This window comes from Peribacillus sp. YIM B13472 (genome assembly GCF_042788005.1).
Lineage (GTDB): Bacteria > Bacillota > Bacilli > Bacillales > DSM-1321 > Peribacillus > Peribacillus simplex_E.
The window spans coordinates 26,338-43,842 of sequence record NZ_JBHZPG010000003.1 but is presented as its reverse complement, the minus strand read 5'-3'; the positions used below and the strand labels follow the sequence as shown (position 1 = coordinate 43,842).

Genomic DNA, 17,505 nt, shown 5'->3' with positions numbered 1-17,505 from the left:
GGAGAAGGCCTGTCAAAGGCCTTCAAATCCTCCTTCATACTGAAGAAAAAGCCGAATGAAAGACTATAAAAGAATTTGTAGTTTTTCATTTGGTTTTTTATAAAAGAAAACCAATTAATGAGAACTATTAGGAATTTATCAATATCTCCTAGTTAGGTATCAGAATCCTCATTTTTATAGGAGTTGATTATACGTGGAACATGTAATTGAGATGCTTAATATTCGTAAAGAATTTCCTGGTATTATTGCAAATGATAATATAACCCTTCAAGTGAAAAAAGGGGAAATTCACGCATTGTTAGGTGAAAATGGAGCTGGTAAATCCACGCTTATGAATGTGCTTTTCGGATTATATCAACCGGAACAGGGCGAAATCCGAGTAAATGAGCAGATTGTTCAGATTACAAGCCCGAATGTTGCCAATGACCTCGGAATTGGGATGGTGCATCAGCATTTTATGCTGGTTGATCCATTTACAGTTACCGAAAATATCATTCTTGGAAAAGAACCATCAAAATATGGGAAAGTTAATGTAAAGGGAGCGAGTGAAGAGGTAAGGGAACTTTCTGAACGATATCATTTAAGCGTAGATCCAGATGCGAAAATCGCAGATATATCGGTGGGGATGCAACAAAGAGTAGAGATTTTGAAAACTTTGTACCGTGGTGCTGAAATTCTGATTTTCGATGAACCTACTGCGGTTTTGACACCCCAAGAAATAAAAGAATTAATAACGATTATGAAAGCTCTTATTAAAGAAGGAAAGTCGATTATCCTGATTACACATAAGTTAAAAGAAATTATGGAAGTTTGCGACCGGGTCACGGTTATTAGAAAAGGCAAAGGTATAGGTACAGTGAACGTAAAGGATACAAATCCTGATGAATTAGCCAGTTTAATGGTTGGGCGGGATGTAGTTTTTAAAACAGATAAATCGGTAGCAATTCCGCAAGAAGTCGTTTTAGAAGTGAAGAATCTGGAAGTGAAGGATTCCCGTGGTGTATCAGCTGTTCATAACCTTGACCTATCTGTACGTGCCGGTGAAATTATCGGAATTGCCGGAGTGGATGGGAACGGACAGTCTGAACTTATCGAGGCACTTACAGGATTGAAGAAAGTGGCTTCAGGTACTATAACATTAAACGGTAAACAAATACAAAATATGAAACCGCGTAAAATCACCGAATCTGGAGTAGGACATATACCTGAAGACCGTCATAAACATGGTCTTGTCCTTGATTTCAGCATTGGGGAAAATATCGTGCTACAAACTTATTATCAAGAGCCTTTTTCAACAGGAGGCATTTTACATTCGAAGAAAATATTCGAAAAAGCTCGTACTATCATAAAAGAATATGATGTCAGGACCCCTAATGAATATACACCGGCACGGGCACTATCAGGCGGTAATCAGCAAAAGGCAATTATCGGTCGTGAAGTCGACCGGAATCCTGATTTACTAATTGCAGCACAGCCCACACGTGGATTGGATGTTGGTGCAATCGAGTTCATCCACCGTCGATTGATTGAACAGCGTGATGCGGGGAAAGCTGTACTTCTCATATCTTTTGAGTTAGATGAAATAATGAATGTCAGTGATCGAATCGCTGTTATTTATGAAGGGGAAATCGTTGCAATAGTTGATCCTAAAGAAACAACAGAACAGGAATTGGGATTATTAATGGCTGGAAGTAAGCGTTCGGAAGCAGGTGAAAGAGAGAATGTCTAAATATTTTTATAAATTAACGAGTCCATTATTTGCTGTCATACTCGGATTGCTCGCCGGTGCCATTATCATGTTGGTCAGTGGGTATAATCCGGTTGAAGGTTATGGAGCAATGTTAGCGGGAATCCTAGGTGATTCCTACTATGCTGGAGAAACCTTAAGGACGATCATTCCTTATATTCTTGCTGGTTTAGCCGTTGCCTTCGCCTTTAGGACAGGACTGTTCAATATTGGAGTAGAGGGTCAATTAATTGTAGGTTGGCTTGCAGCGGTTTGGGTCGGTGTAGCTTTTGATCTTCCTAAGATCATTCACTTACCATTAGCAGTGCTTGCTGGTGCTGCAGCTGGGTCTCTATGGGCTTTTATTCCTGGGTATTTGAAAGCTAAATTCCGTGTGCACGAAGTAATTGTATCCATCATGCTTAATTACACTGCTTTATATGTAACGAATTATTTAATTCAAAATGTTATTTCTGATAACCAGGACAAAACTGAACGGATTGCTGAAACAGCATCTCTTCGTTCTCCATTTTTTGAGAGTTTAACAGACTTCTCCCGTCTTCACTGGGGAATCTTTATAGCGATCATTTGTGTATTCATCATGTGGTTCATCCTGGAAAAAACAAAAACCGGTTTCGAATTAAAAGCTGTTGGGTTTAATCAGCAGGCTTCGGAATATTCGGGTATGAGCGTAAACAAAAATATTATTCTATCTATGGTCATTTCTGGTGCGTTTGCAGGACTTGCTGGAGCTATGGAAGGCTTAGGCACTTTCGGCTATGCAGCCATTAAAGGTGGATTCACGGGAATCGGCTTTGACGGGATTGCGGTCGCCTTACTAGGAGGCAACTCAGCGATTGGGGTCGTGTTAGCTGCTTTCTTGTTCGGTGGTCTTAAAGCAGGGGCAATCAATATGCCATTGGAGACCGGGATTCCAAGTGAAATTGTTGATATTGTCATAGCATTAATCATATTCTTTGTTGCATCAAGTTATTTTATTCGTTGGATTGTGCAACGCTTTAAGAAGGGGGCGAAATAAGTGGACTTTTATCAAGTGTTACAAATCATCATTCCGTCCATGATTGCTTACGCTGCCCCGCTGATTTTCACTGCGCTTGGTGGTGTGTTTTCTGAACGATCTGGTGTTATCAATATAGGGTTAGAAGGGTTAATGGTAATTGGCGCTTTCACAGGAATCGTTTTTAACTTAATGTATGCAGATGTATTTGGAGTTTGGACACCATGGCTATCCGTTGTTGTCGCCATGCTTGCTTCCCTGCTATTTTCAGCTCTTCATGCAGTGGCATCGATAACATTCCGAGCGGACCAAACGGTAAGTGGGGTTGCTATTAACTTACTGGCGGTTGGACTCACATTATTTCTAGTAAAGAAGATTTATGATAAAGGGCAGACGGATATAATTACGGAGACTTTCCCGAGGATAGATATTCCCTTGTTAAGTGATATTCCTTTTATTGGTCCAATCTTCTTCTCAAATGGTTACTATATTGCATATCTTGCCATTATCGTAGCCATTATCGTTTGGTATATCATTTTTAAAACTCCATTCGGACTTCGTCTCCGGGCTGTAGGGGAACATCCGATGGCTTCGGATACAATGGGCGTAAATGTAACGAAGATCCGTTATCAAGCTGTCCTTCTTTCAGGAGCTTTTGCTGGTATCGGAGGAGCAATCCATGCGACTTTATTTGCGAATGATTTCAGTCATACGACAATAAATGGGCAAGGTTTCATGGCCATTGCCGCAATGATCTTTGGTAAATGGAATCCACTTGGAGCCATGGGAGCTGCGTTATTTTTTGGTTTGGCACAAAGTTTAAGTATTGTCGGATCCAGTCTGCCATTCATAAAAGACATACCATCCGTTTTCTTATTAATTATGCCATATATCTTGACGATCATTGCACTAACTGGTTTCATTGGACGTGCAGATGCTCCGAAAGCATCCGGACAGCCATACATCAAAGGGAAAAGATAAGTATTTAACCGGTCAGTAAACTTTGCTGACCGGTTTTTTCTTTTGAGATTGAGCCATAAGTGTTGGTGAGTTGGTGAAATACCAAAAAAAGTAGCTGTAACTTGCATGATTTTTCCTTTCACATGTATATTTTAAGTAGATGTTTAAAAGGGTTCCAATCTACAAACAATAAGCTAATAAAGGTGATTTATATAATGAGGAGGATTATTCATGTCTATTGCTTCCGATACAATTACGGAAAAAAGCGGCTACAAGCTTCATGTGGTCCAGACGGATAAATATAAAACGAATACTCTCGTGCTGAAGATGAAAGCCCCGTTGACAAAAGAGGACGTTACATATCGTGCATTGCTGCCATATGTGTTACAAAGCAATACAAGTAAATACCCTTCAACACCCGAGCTTCGATCATATCTTGATGATTTATATGGAGCAGGGTTTTATGTCGATGTAGCTAAAAAAGGAGAATATCAAATCATAAGTTTTACGATCGATATCGTTAATGAAAAATTCCTTAGTGATTCAACCCCGCTTCTCGAAAAGGCTTTTGGGTTATTATCAGAGGTGATCTTTAATCCGAAGAAGAACGGCGAAGCCTTTGACTCTAAAACGGTTTCCAATGAAATCCGTTCTTTAAAACAGCGGATTCAATCCATTTCCGATGACAAGATGCGATATTCAGCTACACGCCTTGTAGAGGAAATGTGCAAAAACGAACCATATGCTCTAGAAGCGAGCGGCAATCTTCAAGACTTGGAAACGATAACTCCAGAATCCCTTTACGCCTATTATAAAAAAGTGCTGACGGAGGATGAAATCGATTTATATGTGATCGGCGACATCGATGAAACGGAAGTGGAAGCTCTAGCAGACAAGTATGTGTCACTAAAAGAACGGGAGCCGGTGAGCCCGACAAGGAATACGGATAAAGACGTGGATAAGGAAAAAGAAATCATTGAAAATTCGGATGTGAAACAAGGTAAATTGAATATCGGTTATCGAACCAATGTGGCATATGGTGACCCGGAATATTATGCACTTCAGCTCTTCAATGGGATCTTTGGTGGTTTTTCACATTCAAAACTTTTCATTAATGTCAGGGAGAAAGCCAGCCTTGCTTATTACGCAGCTTCAAGGCTCGAAAGTCATAAAGGCCTATTAATGGTCATGGCGGGCATTGAAAATGCCAACTACAAGCAGGCACTGGAGATCATTCACGCACAAATGAATGAAATGAAGCAAGGGAACTTTTCCGAAGAAGAACTGGAACAAACGAAAGCGGTCGTAAAGAACCAGCTCCTGGAAACCATTGACGTGTCGAGAGGACTAGTGGAAATTTTATATCATAATGTGATTTCCGGCTTGGATATTTCACTAGACGATTGGTTTGCAAAAACAGAGCGGACGACAAAGGAAGAAATCGTTGCCGTTGGTCAAAAGATTCAGCTTGATACGATTTATTTCCTAACGGAAGCGGAGGTGCAAGGGTAATGGAGAAAATAGCATTCACTCAATTAAAAGAAGAACTTTTCCATGAAAAAATGGAGAATGGCCTAGAAGTATATATTCTTCCGAAAAAAGGGTTCAATAAATCATTTGCGACGTTTACGACAAATTATGGTTCAATCGATAATCATTTCAAACCATTGAATGGAACAGAATTCTCTAAAGTGCCTGATGGAATTGCCCATTTTCTTGAACATAAGCTTTTTGAAAAGGAAGATGGTGATGTTTTTCAGCAATTTTCAAAGCAGGGTGCATCTGCAAATGCCTTTACTTCTTTCACCCGTACAGCATATTTATTTTCCAGCACGTCCGATTTCGATAGGAATTTAACCACCTTAATTGACTTTGTCCAGGATCCTTACTTTTCGGAAAAGACGGTAGAGAAGGAAAAAGGAATCATTGGGCAGGAAATTAATATGTATGATGATAATTCAGACTGGCGATTATATTTCGGGACGATAGCCAATATGTATCATCAACATCCAGTGAAAATCGATATTGCCGGTACTGTGGAATCCATTGCGGATATTACGAAGGATATGCTTTACGAATGTTATAATACGTTTTACCATCCTAGCAACATGCTCCTATTCGTTGTAGGACCGGTAGATGTCGAAAGCACCATGAAACTGATTCGGGATAATCAAAGTAATAAAGGGTACAACGAACAACCTGCAGTGGAACGTAAATTTGACGAAGAGCCGGAAATCGTTGCCAAGGATAAGGAAGTCTTAAGGATGAATGTCCAGACACCAAAAGTGATGCTGGGTATCAAGGCCATCAATGTGCACCAATCAGGTGTACAGCTTTTGAAAAGGGAATTGGCGACCAATATTTATTTGGAAATGCTGTTTGGCAAGAGTTCACCTTTGCATGAGGAGCTATATGAGGAAGGGTTGATCGATCAAAGCTTCTCTTATGATTATACACAGGAACAAGGTTTTGGGTTTGCGTTAATTGGCGGGGACAGTGCCAAACCTGATGAGTTGACGGAGTCTTTATTTGGTATCCTGCAAAAATCAAAAGCCGGAACCGGCCTGAATGAAGAAAGCCTGCAAAGGACAATCAAGAAAAAAATCGGTTCTTTCCTTCGTTCCCTGAATTCTCCGGAATATATAGCGAATCAATTCACCAGATATGCATTCAATGATATGAACTTGTTCGATGTTGTATCGGTATTGGAAAAACTAACGATCGAAGATATCAGGGAGGTCGCCAAGGACTTAATATCCGATCAACGGATGACTGTCTGCCAGGTACTTCCTAAATAATATAAAGGGGGCGGCAAAGTGGGGAAACGTTTTGCCCTTATTACTGGAGCCAGCGGAGGAATCGGCAGGGAAATCGCTATAAAGCTCGCCGAGGAGAATTACTCACTTTATTTACATTATAACAGCAATGAAGAAGCGATACTTGAATTGATTGAAGAACTGAAGCCTCATCAAGTCGAACTTATTCCGGTTCAAGCGGATTTGGCTGCACCGGATGGATACAAGAAATTGGCGGAAAATATTTTTGCCCTCCATGCAATCGTCCTTAATAGTGGTAATAGCTATTATGGGCTTATATCAGACATGGATGAGACAATCGTTAATGAAATGGTCCAGCTGCATGTAACGAGCCCTTTCCAATTAACGAAGGAACTGCTTCCAAAGCTTATGTACCAAGAACAGGCTGCCATCGTTGCGGTCACATCGATTTGGGGGCAGACAGGTGCATCTTGTGAAGTGTTATATTCTATGGTCAAGGGCAGTCAAAATGCTTTTATCAAGGCGCTTAGCAAAGAAGTATCGCTCAATGGAATCCGGGTGAATGCCGTTGCCCCCGGTGCGATTTCCACTTCCATGCTCGAATCATTCAGTGCGGAAGATCTGGAAATCATCAAAGGCGATATCCCGATGGGCAGGATGGGGCATTCCAAAGAAGTCGCCGAGGCCGTATACTATTTGCTTTCCGACAAGTCGTCTTATATAACCGGGCAAATCTTAGGCGTAAATGGCGGATGGTACACATGATTTTTTTTAGACATGTATAATTTTCTCGGTTCCTTCACAAAATATCTATGTACTATTTTTAAGGAAAGGGTGACCATACATGTCTGTACTGGACAATTGGGATCAATGGAAAAATTTCTTAGGCGACAGATTAAATCAAGGTGAACAACAAGGTTTGTCAGAAAGTGCTGTTAACAACTTGGCTTTCGAAATCGGTGATTACCTGGCTCATCAGGTTGAGCCCCAGAATGATCAGGAGAAAGTTCTTGCTGATCTTTGGTCGGTCGCAAGCGATCAAGAAAAGCATGCTATGGCAAGCGTCATGGTCAAGTTAGTCGAGAACAATGGAACGAAGTAAAATATCAATTCCAAAAGGCCCTGTTATTAAATAACAGGGCCTTTTGGATTGAAGTGGATGACTATTTATCCCCTTATATAAAAATGAATATTTTTCTAGGGTTTTTCCTTTTAACTTATCACGAAATGCTATATTATAGAAGCTAGACAATTAATATTAAAGTGTTCAGACCTTGAAAATTTACGATGGATAAGTTTTTTGCCCCTGAGAGGGTAAAGACTTTTAGGCTTAAGGAGTGTTATCGTGGATAATAAAGAATGGTATTTTGAATATGAAATTCAAGTCAACCGTCCTGGTTTATTAGGGGATATTTCATCCCTTCTGGGTATGCTTTCCATTAATATCATCACCATCAACGGGGTCGATGAAGGCAGGCGTGGTTTACTTTTGTTGGCGAAAGACAGCCGTAATATAGAAAGGTTCGAGTCAATCCTCCGTACGATGGATACGATAAAGGTCATTAAGCTTAGGGAACCTAAATTGCGTGATCGCCTCGCAGTCAGGCATGGACGTTATATTCAGCGCGATGCCGATGAGAAAAACACCTTTAGGTTTGTTCGTGATGAACTAGGCTTGCTTGTCGATTTCCTGGCCGAGCTATTTAAACAGGAAGGTCATAAATTAATTGGGATACGAGGGATGCCGCGTGTCGGGAAAACTGAATCTATCGTAGCCTCGAGTGTATGTGCTAATAAGAGATGGTTGTTTGTGTCATCGACCCTTTTAAAGCAGACTATCCGCAGTCAGCTAATTGAGGATGAATATAATAATGATAATTTGTTCATTTTAGATGGAATTGTTTCCACTCGCCGTGCAAATGAGCGTCATTGGCAGTTGATTCGCGAAATTATGAGGCTTGATGCTGTCAAAGTAATCGAACATCCGGATGTTTTTGTCCAAAATACGGAGTATACCCTTGAAGACTTTGATTATATTATTGAATTGCGAAACAATCCTGAAGAAGAAATAACATATGAAGTTGTCGACCAAAAAGACCAGTTCTCAGGGTCCGATTTTGGTTCCTTTGACTTTTAAAATGGCAGGTGTTTTATTTGACTGAGTTGGGTAATCGATTAAAGGAAGCTAGGGAAGCCAAAGGTCTTAGCTTGGATGATTTGCAGGAATTAACAAAGATTCAAAAGCGTTACCTTATTGGCATTGAAGAGGGAAATTACAGTATGATGCCTGGAAAGTTCTATGTACGGGCATTCATAAAGCAATATTGTGAAGCGATCGGACTGGATTCAGAAGAGATTTTCGAACAATATAAGAGTGAGATACCATCGGTCTATAGCGAGGAATTGCCAGAACAGCTTTCAAGGGTCCAATCCCGGAAAACAATGCCGGCAGGAGATTCAAAGGTTGTAGAAATGTTACCGAAAATCTTGGCTGCCGTTTTAGTCATTGGTGCGGCCGTATTGATTTGGGTGCTGGTATTGAATTATATGAGTAATCCGGATAACGATGACAAAAAGGACGCAAAACAGAGCGATGCCGTGGGTTACAATAAAAGTGAAGAGTTTAACAAAGAAGAAGAGACTGCAGACCAAAAACAGAATGAAGAAAAATCAGATTCATCTGATAAGAAGAATGAAGAAGATGCAGTTGTCAAGGATGAAAAGAAAGAGCAAAAACTTGCCGTCACCAGTTCCAACGGTAAAAATAGTACGTATGAATTAAAAAATACCGATACCTTTAAATTAAAGGTGACCTCCAAAGGCTCACCATGGGTAGGCATAAAAAATGGTGAAGGTAAATTACTTTTCCAGGGTACTATCGACAAGGACAAAAGCCAGGAAATTGATTTCACCAATGAGAAAGAAGCTGTCATAAATATAGGCAGAGCATATGAAACTGAGATTTATGTGAATGATGAGAAGCTGGAGTATTCCATTTCACCGACTGAAGTGAATACGCAATTGGTTACGATACAATTTACGAAAGCCGAATAGTCATCTTATAGATGACTATTTTTGCTCTATATAATAGTAAGGCGACGGGAAATGCTTTACCCGGCATATAAGATTGGATTTTGAGTTAAATTATACATATAAGCATTATTTTAGTCTAAGACGCATTGCCTAAATGGCAGGCGTAAATTTTGGAGGTAAAAGTTTTGAATCTGCCTAATAAGATTACAGTAGCAAGAATCTGTTTAATACCAGTATTTTTAATCATCATGCTCGCTCCTTTTTCTTGGGGGACGCTAACTTGGGGAGACTACAGTTTGCCAGTGGCGCACCTGGCTGGAGCCATCCTCTTTATTATCGCTTCCACTACGGATTGGATCGATGGCCATTTTGCAAGAAAATATAATATGATTACTGATTTAGGGAAATTTTTAGATCCATTGGCTGATAAACTTCTGGTTTCGGCTGCCTTAATCGTTTTGGTTGATCTAGATTTAATGTACGGTCAATCTTGGATAGCCATCGTGATCATAAGTCGCGAGTTTGCAGTCACCGGATTGCGTTTGGTGTTAGCGGGTACAGGGGAAGTGGTAGCAGCGAACCAGCTTGGAAAAATTAAAACATGGGCACAAATTGTTTCTATTTCGGCTTTATTGCTGCATAACCTTCCATTTGCCCTCATTTCACTTCCTTTTGCAAATATCGCATTATGGATTGCATTAATCTTTACAATCTGGTCAGGTTTGGATTATTTTATAAAAAACAAAGAAGTATTTGTTAATTCAAAGTAAATCGAATGGTGGTTTTGAAAAGATGGATGCAGAAATCATTGCAGTGGGCTCAGAGCTTCTTTTAGGACAAATCAATAACACTAATGGAAGATTCTTATCGCAGCAGTTTGCGGAAATGGGGATCAACGTTTTTTACCATACTGTGGTCGGGGATAACGACCGCCGTTTACAACAAGCTATAGAAATCGCTGAATCAAGGGCGAACTTGATTGTCTTTACAGGTGGACTTGGCCCTACCAAAGATGATTTGACGAAAGAAACGATTGCTCGCCATATAGGGAAAAAGCTCGTTTTTAATGATGAAGCTTTGCAATCCATTGAAGCTTACTTCCAAAAACGGGAACGTCCGATGACGGAAAACAACAAAAAGCAGGCCCTTGTCTTAGAAGGCAGTGAAGTGTTGGCAAACGATCATGGGATGGCACCGGGAATGGTCTTGTCCAAATCTGGGATTACATATATGCTTCTACCTGGTCCGCCAAGTGAAATGGAGCCGATGTTTTTAAGTTATGGTTATGAAAAGATCATGAATAAATTGGAAAAGCATGAACGGATCGATTCCAAGGTTCTTCGGTTCTACGGTATAGGTGAAGCCGAACTGGAAACGGTGATTGAAGATCTTCTTGTCAATCAAACGAATCCGACAATTGCCCCGCTGGCAGCCGAAGGGGAAGTGACGTTAAGGATCACCGCTAAAGACTCTTCTAAAGAAAAATGCGAAGAGCTTATATTGGAAGCGGAAAAAGAAATTCTTAGCAGGGTCGGCAAGTTCCATTATGGAAGTGATAATACTTCGCTAATAAAGGAACTTGTAAAAGAATTAACGGTCCGCAAGCTTTCGATTGCGGCAGCTGAAAGCTTGACCGGAGGGATGTTCCAAGAACAGCTGACAACCATCCCGGGCGCCGGTAAAGTCTTCAAAGGCGGGATGGTCTGCTATACGAATGATGCGAAGTCGAATGTCCTCGGCGTCAGTGATGATACCATATCCAAGCATGGGGTGGTCAGCGGTGAGTGTGCTATGGAAATGGCCTCTAATGTCCGGAGCAAGCTCGATGCGGATGTGGGCATAAGCTTTACGGGCGTTGCAGGGCCGGATGAACAAGAAGGCAAGCCTGTAGGGACAGTATTTATTGGCATTTCCTATCGGGATGGAAATACTCATTTCAAGGAGTTGAATCTTTCCGGAAGCAGGGCGCAAAACCGTATTCGGAGTGTGAAGTACGGCTGTCATTACCTATTAAGGGATTTATAAACGCTATAAGCAGAGCTTTTTACAGCTCTGCTTTTTATTTGGTTTTAGAAGTTTGTTTCTTGAAAAATAGGGAAAAAAAGAAAAAAGTTAATTCAATGAAAATGTTTTTTTGGGGGAGTAAGTGAAACAAAATGGAGATTTCTTTAAGATAAAACGCTTTTTTACAAAGAATATCCCGAAAGAAAAAAACGAATGAATGTTCGACTTTTTGCTTGGCAAAATAGTAAAAAGAGTATATAGTAAAGATAGGTTTTGAGACAGGATACAAACCTTGATCTCAAATAATTGCTAACGTAAGTACACCTTTAATCGGACAGCCGATTATTTGAATATAGAGGAGGAAATTGAGTGAGTGATCGTCAAGCGGCTTTAGATATGGCGTTAAAACAAATTGAAAAACAATTTGGTAAAGGTTCTATTATGAAACTTGGGGAACAGTCTGATCGTAGGATTTCAACGATTTCAAGCGGTTCTTTAGCATTGGACGTAGCATTGGGAGTTGGCGGATATCCAAGAGGCCGGGTCATTGAGATATATGGACCTGAAAGCTCTGGTAAAACGACTGTTGCATTACATGCTATTGCAGAGGTCCAAAAGACTGGCGGCACGGCTGCATTCATTGATGCCGAGCATGCTTTAGATCCAGCATATTCAGAAAAACTCGGTGTGAATATCGATGAGTTACTGCTTTCACAGCCTGATACGGGTGAACAAGCCTTAGAGATCGCTGAAGCGCTAGTTCGAAGTGGAGCGGTAGATATCATTGTCATTGACTCGGTGGCAGCACTTGTTCCTAAAGCTGAAATCGAAGGCGAAATGGGAGATTCCCATATGGGTCTTCAAGCCCGGATGATGTCTCAGGCACTTAGAAAACTGTCTGGTGCCATTAATAAATCAAATACCATTGCCATTTTCATTAACCAAGTCCGTGAAAAAATCGGTGTTATGTTTGGGAATCCAGAAACGACTCCGGGAGGCCGGGCATTGAAGTTCTATTCAACTGTTCGTCTGGAAGTGCGGCGTGCGGAACAATTAAAACAGGGTAATGAAATCGTCGGTAATAAAACGAAAATCAAAGTTGTAAAAAACAAGGTTGCTCCACCATTCCGTCAAGCAGAAGTTGACATCATGTATGGTCAAGGGATTTCCCAGGAAGGTGAAATCATCGATATGGGTGCAGATCTTGATATCGTCCTTAAAAGCGGCTCATGGTATTCATACAATGAAGAGCGTGTCGGACAAGGCCGCGAAAATGCGAAGCTGTTCTTGAAAGAAAATCGGGATATCGCTCAGGAAATTTCTCAGAAAATCAGAGATCACTATAATCTCGATGGAGAGCATGAATTACCGCCAGAAGAAAATGAACCAGAAGAGCATTTTGAATTGCTTGATTAATGATATTTAGAAAAGGCCTAAGCTTGTTCGCTTAGGCCTTTTATGTATATTTTGAGAAAAGTGCGAAATTTTCAGCGGATTAAAGGGCATTGAAATCAGATTTACAGACTTCTTCCATAATGAATGCTATAGATTATGATGGTTGATATTAAGAAAACTTGAATAATCATTGATACATAAGGGACAAACGCTTGACAATAAAAATTCTCAACTATACAATTAATATGTATATTTTACAATTTTTCAAACTAAAATTTTGAAAATTAAGTGCTGTATATTGAATTTATGTGCAATGTACTTGCCGACAGTTCAACATTTTATGTAAAAAGTTCATAGCAAGGGGAGGTGAAACGATGGAACCCATGACAATCATCTTCACTTTGCTTGGCCTAATCGTCGGTGCAGTTGTTGGTTATTTTATTCACAAATCAAAATTTGAGAGTAAAATAGCAGGGGCAAAGGGCTCTGCAGAACACATCCTTGAGGATGCAAAACGTGAAGCGGAAGCACTTAAGAAAGAAGCCTTGTTGGAAGCAAAAGATGAAATTCATAAAGTTCGTGCCGATTCGGATCGGGAAGCCCGTGAAAGAAGGAACGAATTACAAAAACAAGAAAATCGGTTATTGCAAAGAGAAGAGAATCTGGACCGCAAGGATGAAACGTTAGACAAACGTGAGAGCCTTTTGGAGAAAAAAGAAGATTCTCTAAACCAAAGACAACAGCATATTGAAGAGATGGAAAGCAAAGTGGACGAGACGGTTCGAAAGCAGCAAACAGAGCTTGAACGTGTTTCCGGTTTAACTCGTGAAGAAGCTAAAGCAATCATTATCGACCGAATGGAAAACGAGCTGGCTCACGATGTAGCGCTTATGATTAAAGAAAGTGATACCCGTGCCAAAGAAGAAGCTGATAAAAAAGCAAAAGAAGTCCTTTCTCTTGCCATTCAGCGTTGTGCGGCTGATCATGTTGCAGAAACCACCGTTTCTGTAGTAAATCTTCCAAACGATGAAATGAAAGGACGGATAATCGGACGTGAAGGACGAAATATCCGGACGTTAGAAACGCTAACAGGTATTGACCTTATTATTGATGATACTCCTGAAGCTGTCATTTTATCCGGATTTGATCCAATTAGACGGGAAACGGCACGCTTGGCTCTTGAGAAACTTGTTCAGGACGGACGGATTCATCCGGCTCGCATTGAAGAAATGGTTGACAAAGCAAGACGTGAGGTAGATGAACATATTCGTGAAATTGGTGAACAAACAACCTTTGAAGTTGGAGTTCACGGTCTCCATCCAGATCTCATCAAAATACTAGGACGTTTGAAGTTCCGTACCAGTTATGGGCAAAACGTACTTAAACATTCAATTGAGGTGGCCCAGCTTTCAGGTTTACTGGCCGCTGAGCTTGGTGAGGATGAAGTTCTTGCCCGCCGTGCAGGTTTATTGCATGATATTGGGAAAGCGATTGATCATGAAGTGGAAGGCAGTCATGTTGAAATTGGCGTTGAATTAGCAACCAAATATAAAGAGCATCCAACTGTCATTAACAGCATCGCTTCACATCATGGCGATACGGAACCAACTTCCATCATATCAGTGCTTGTGGCTGCCGCTGATGCATTATCAGCTGCAAGACCGGGAGCTAGAAGTGAAACGCTTGAAAATTACATTAGAAGACTTGAAAAACTTGAGGAAATTTCCGAATCCTATGATGGAGTGGAAAAATCTTTTGCGATTCAAGCCGGACGAGAAGTGCGGATTCTAGTGAAACCAGAACAAATCGATGATCTTTCGGCACATCGACTCGCACGTGATATCCGGAAAAGGATTGAAGAAGAGCTCGATTACCCAGGTCATATAAAAGTCACGGTCATACGTGAAACAAGAGCAGTCGAATACGCCAAATAATTGTAAAAGAAAGACGAAGTGGTGCAAACCACTTCGTTTTTTCTATTTCCGATATTAGTCGTTAAGCGTAATTCCTATAATTACCCCAAATTATGTTACAATACATACTTGAATAATTCATATAATTAGGTGAATCTAGAAAGGATTTTACAATGAAATTGCTATTTATTGGAGATGTAGTGGGGTCTCCTGGTCGTGACATGATCCAAGAATACCTTCCTAAGTTAAAAGAAAAGTATCGTCCGCATATCACGGTCATCAATGGCGAGAATGCAGCAAGTGGCCGGGGAATTACAGAAAAGATTTACCGCAGTTTTTTAGAGTGGGGAGCGCAGGCGGTAACCATGGGAAACCATACATGGGATAATCGTGATATTTTCAATTTTATTGATGAAGCGAAATATCTCGTCCGTCCAGCTAACTTTCCAGAAGGGGCACCTGGAGAAGGAATGAAATTTTTAAAATTGAACCATCATGAAATAGCGATCATCAATTTGCAAGCGAGAACATTCATGCCTGATTTGGATTGTCCGTTCAAAAAGGCGGAAGAACTCGTGGCGGAGGCTCGAAAAAAGACACCGATCATCTTTGTCGATTTTCATGGAGAAGCTACAAGTGAAAAGCAAGCTATGGGGTGGTTCCTGGATGGGAAGGTTACAGCCGTTGTCGGTACACACACACACGTCCAGACAGCCGATAACCGTATATTACCTGCAGGCACCGCTTACATATCAGATGTAGGCATGACAGGACCATATGATGGTATCCTTGGTATGGAAAGAGGGGCAGTCATCCATCGGTTCCTAACTAGCCTTCCTGTACGTTTCGAAGTGCCAAAAGAGGGGCGGACCCTTTTAAGTGGAGTTCTCCTTGAAATTGATGATAAAACCGGCAAGGCAATAAAAATAGAAAGGATACTGATTAACGAAGATCATCCATTTTATCAATGATTCGAACGGATGGACAGTCAAACTGTCCATCCGTTTTTCCATTCATTAATAAATGGTGGACAATCCCGTTTTTCTTTGTCATACAAGTTTTACTTGATGAATATAGTAGCAGTGGAAAGTGTTATAACTATTGAGCCAAGTTAGAATCGGCAGGGAAAACAAGGAGGACTAGGAATGGAAATATTAAAAGTTTCAGCAAAATCTAATCCTAATTCTGTAGCAGGCGCACTAGCGGGAGTGCTCAGGGAAAGAGGAGCAGCCGAAATTCAAGCAATCGGTGCAGGTGCGTTAAATCAAGCCGTCAAGGCAGTAGCAATCGCGAGAGGGTTTGTCGCACCTAGTGGAGTCGACTTGATTTGTATTCCTGCCTTTACAGATATACTTATTGATGGCGAAGAGAGAACGGCAATAAAACTAATCATTGAACCAAGATAATTTCATGTTTGGGTGCCCTGTTTGTCGGAAGGCGAGCAGGCTCTTTTTTGTCCTGAAATCCAAAGGACGAAAAATCCATGTCCCTTTATAATGGAATATATAATCTTAAAAAAGATACAGGAAGGGGAATTACATTGGCGATTTTTGATGCACATTGTGATGTGCTGATGAAAATGTTCATCGATCCGGATATTTCTTTTACGAATAGTGATAAATTACATATAACAAAGCGGGGATTATTGGATGAAGGGGGAAAGGTCCAATGTTTTGCAATATATATTCCTGAAAAAGTCCACCCTGATATGAGGTTTCAAGCCGCTTTGGCGATGGTGGATATTTTTCATGAAAAGATTTTATCTGAGCCGGAAATGAAATTTATAAAGACCAAGGCAGACATCGAAACTTTAAAAGAAGAGGAAATAGGTGCAATGCTAACTTTGGAAGGGTGCGATTGCATTGGGAATGATTTGTTGAAACTAAAAACACTTATTCATCTTGGAGTGTCCTCCGTAGGTCTAACTTGGAATTACGCTAACTTGGTAGCGGATGGGGCATTAGAAACAAGAGGGGGCGGCTTGACAGGGTTTGGAACAGAGGTGGTGGCACTATTGAATGAGAAGTCAATTTGGTGTGATTTATCCCATTTATCTGAAGCTGGATTTTGGAACACCCTGAAGTTGGCGAAATTCCCAATTGCCTCCCATTCGAATGCTCATCATCTTTGTCCGCATCCACGAAATTTAAAGGACGGGCAGATAAAAGCCCTTTTGCAGAGAAATGGGGTGATCGGCGTAACCTTTGTCCCGCAATTTCTTTCAAATGACGGTTCGGCTACGATAAAGGATATCTTGAAACATATAGAACATATATGCAGTTTGGGAGGGGAAAGACAAATTGGATTAGGGTCTGACTTCGATGGAATCGATCATATGGTAGAAAATTTAATGTCTTATAAGGATTATCATAACTTAATCAATGAACTGAACAGGCTATATTCCAGTGAGTTTGTAAAAGGACTCCTTTTTGATAATTTCACCCGTAATTTTCCTCTTGAAAAGGTAATATCTTAAGTGATTTTCAATTCTTACTATATAGATATGAATAAATATTCTGAAAATATAAAAAATAAAAGCAAAAAGGTTGCAATTTAATGATTTAACCGATAGAATTGAAAGCGTTTAGTACACCTTTCCTAAAATAGAACGATTAATTATACATAGTTGAATGTTCTGAAGAGAGGTGCGGTTAAATGCATTTATATACGAACGTCCTA

Annotated in this window: 16 protein-coding genes; all 16 read left to right on the top strand. The window is 40.5% G+C overall.

The genetic code is table 11. The features are described from left to right. Positions 1–193 precede the first annotated feature (193 nt). Positions 194–1,729 (top strand): ABC transporter ATP-binding protein, encoded by a 1,536-nt coding sequence (locus tag ACFX4I_RS03370; RefSeq protein WP_089364408.1) that lies wholly within the window; start codon positions 194–196, stop codon positions 1,727–1,729. Then, positions 1,722–2,765: an ABC transporter permease gene (locus tag ACFX4I_RS03365; RefSeq protein WP_284471250.1), complete on the top strand. Its 1,044-nt coding sequence runs from the start codon at positions 1,722–1,724 to the stop codon at positions 2,763–2,765. The genes ACFX4I_RS03370 and ACFX4I_RS03365 overlap by 8 nt, the downstream gene beginning before the upstream one ends. Next, positions 2,766–3,725, top strand: coding sequence for an ABC transporter permease (locus ACFX4I_RS03360; protein WP_377419185.1), 960 nt, complete (start codon positions 2,766–2,768; stop codon positions 3,723–3,725). A 210-nt stretch (positions 3,726–3,935) separates the two neighbouring features. Continuing rightward, positions 3,936–5,216, top strand: coding sequence for an EF-P 5-aminopentanol modification-associated protein YfmF (gene yfmF, locus ACFX4I_RS03355; RefSeq protein WP_377419183.1), 1,281 nt, complete (start codon positions 3,936–3,938; stop codon positions 5,214–5,216). Next, on the top strand, positions 5,216–6,502 hold the full coding sequence (gene yfmH / locus ACFX4I_RS03350) for an EF-P 5-aminopentanol modification-associated protein YfmH (protein ID WP_377419181.1): 1,287 nt from the start codon (positions 5,216–5,218) through the stop codon (positions 6,500–6,502). The genes yfmF and yfmH overlap by 1 nt, the downstream gene beginning before the upstream one ends. Positions 6,503–6,520: 18 nt before the next feature. Next, the gene (gene ymfI / locus ACFX4I_RS03345) at positions 6,521–7,246 is read left to right on the top strand and encodes an elongation factor P 5-aminopentanone reductase (RefSeq protein ID WP_098370969.1); all 726 of its coding nucleotides are present in this window, start codon (positions 6,521–6,523) and stop codon (positions 7,244–7,246) included. A 79-nt stretch (positions 7,247–7,325) separates the two neighbouring features. Beyond that, positions 7,326–7,583: a DUF3243 domain-containing protein gene (locus tag ACFX4I_RS03340; RefSeq protein WP_230303237.1), complete on the top strand. Its 258-nt coding sequence runs from the start codon at positions 7,326–7,328 to the stop codon at positions 7,581–7,583. 243 nt (positions 7,584–7,826) lie between these two features. Beyond that, positions 7,827–8,618, top strand: a complete 792-nt coding sequence (locus ACFX4I_RS03335; protein WP_034313530.1) for a DUF3388 domain-containing protein — start codon at positions 7,827–7,829, stop codon at positions 8,616–8,618. Between the two features lie 8 nt (positions 8,619–8,626). After that, positions 8,627–9,535, top strand: a complete 909-nt coding sequence (locus tag ACFX4I_RS03330; protein ID WP_230303236.1) for a helix-turn-helix domain-containing protein — start codon at positions 8,627–8,629, stop codon at positions 9,533–9,535. A gap of 164 nt (positions 9,536–9,699) precedes the next feature. Beyond that, the gene (gene pgsA / locus ACFX4I_RS03325) at positions 9,700–10,284 is read left to right on the top strand and encodes a CDP-diacylglycerol--glycerol-3-phosphate 3-phosphatidyltransferase (RefSeq protein WP_230303235.1); all 585 of its coding nucleotides are present in this window, start codon (positions 9,700–9,702) and stop codon (positions 10,282–10,284) included. Between the two features lie 22 nt (positions 10,285–10,306). Further along, the gene (locus tag ACFX4I_RS03320; protein ID WP_377419178.1) at positions 10,307–11,539 is read left to right on the top strand and encodes a competence/damage-inducible protein A; all 1,233 of its coding nucleotides are present in this window, start codon (positions 10,307–10,309) and stop codon (positions 11,537–11,539) included. A gap of 348 nt (positions 11,540–11,887) precedes the next feature. Beyond that, positions 11,888–12,934, top strand: a complete 1,047-nt coding sequence (gene recA / locus ACFX4I_RS03315) for a recombinase RecA (protein WP_377419176.1) — start codon at positions 11,888–11,890, stop codon at positions 12,932–12,934. Between the two features lie 353 nt (positions 12,935–13,287). Further along, on the top strand, positions 13,288–14,847 hold the full coding sequence (gene rny / locus ACFX4I_RS03310; protein ID WP_063231807.1) for a ribonuclease Y: 1,560 nt from the start codon (positions 13,288–13,290) through the stop codon (positions 14,845–14,847). A 152-nt stretch (positions 14,848–14,999) separates the two neighbouring features. Further along, positions 15,000–15,797 carry a TIGR00282 family metallophosphoesterase gene (locus ACFX4I_RS03305; RefSeq protein ID WP_230303233.1) on the top strand — a complete coding sequence of 266 codons (798 nt, stop codon included), beginning with the start codon at positions 15,000–15,002 and terminating at the stop codon, positions 15,795–15,797. A gap of 174 nt (positions 15,798–15,971) precedes the next feature. Then, complete coding sequence (gene spoVS, locus ACFX4I_RS03300) at positions 15,972–16,232, top strand: stage V sporulation protein SpoVS (protein WP_029281188.1); 261 nt, start codon at positions 15,972–15,974, stop codon at positions 16,230–16,232. 77 nt (positions 16,233–16,309) lie between these two features. Beyond that, a complete protein-coding gene (locus ACFX4I_RS03295; RefSeq protein ID WP_377419174.1) occupies positions 16,310–17,302 on the top strand; it encodes a dipeptidase in 993 nt (330 codons plus the stop codon). Positions 17,303–17,505 lie beyond the last annotated feature (203 nt).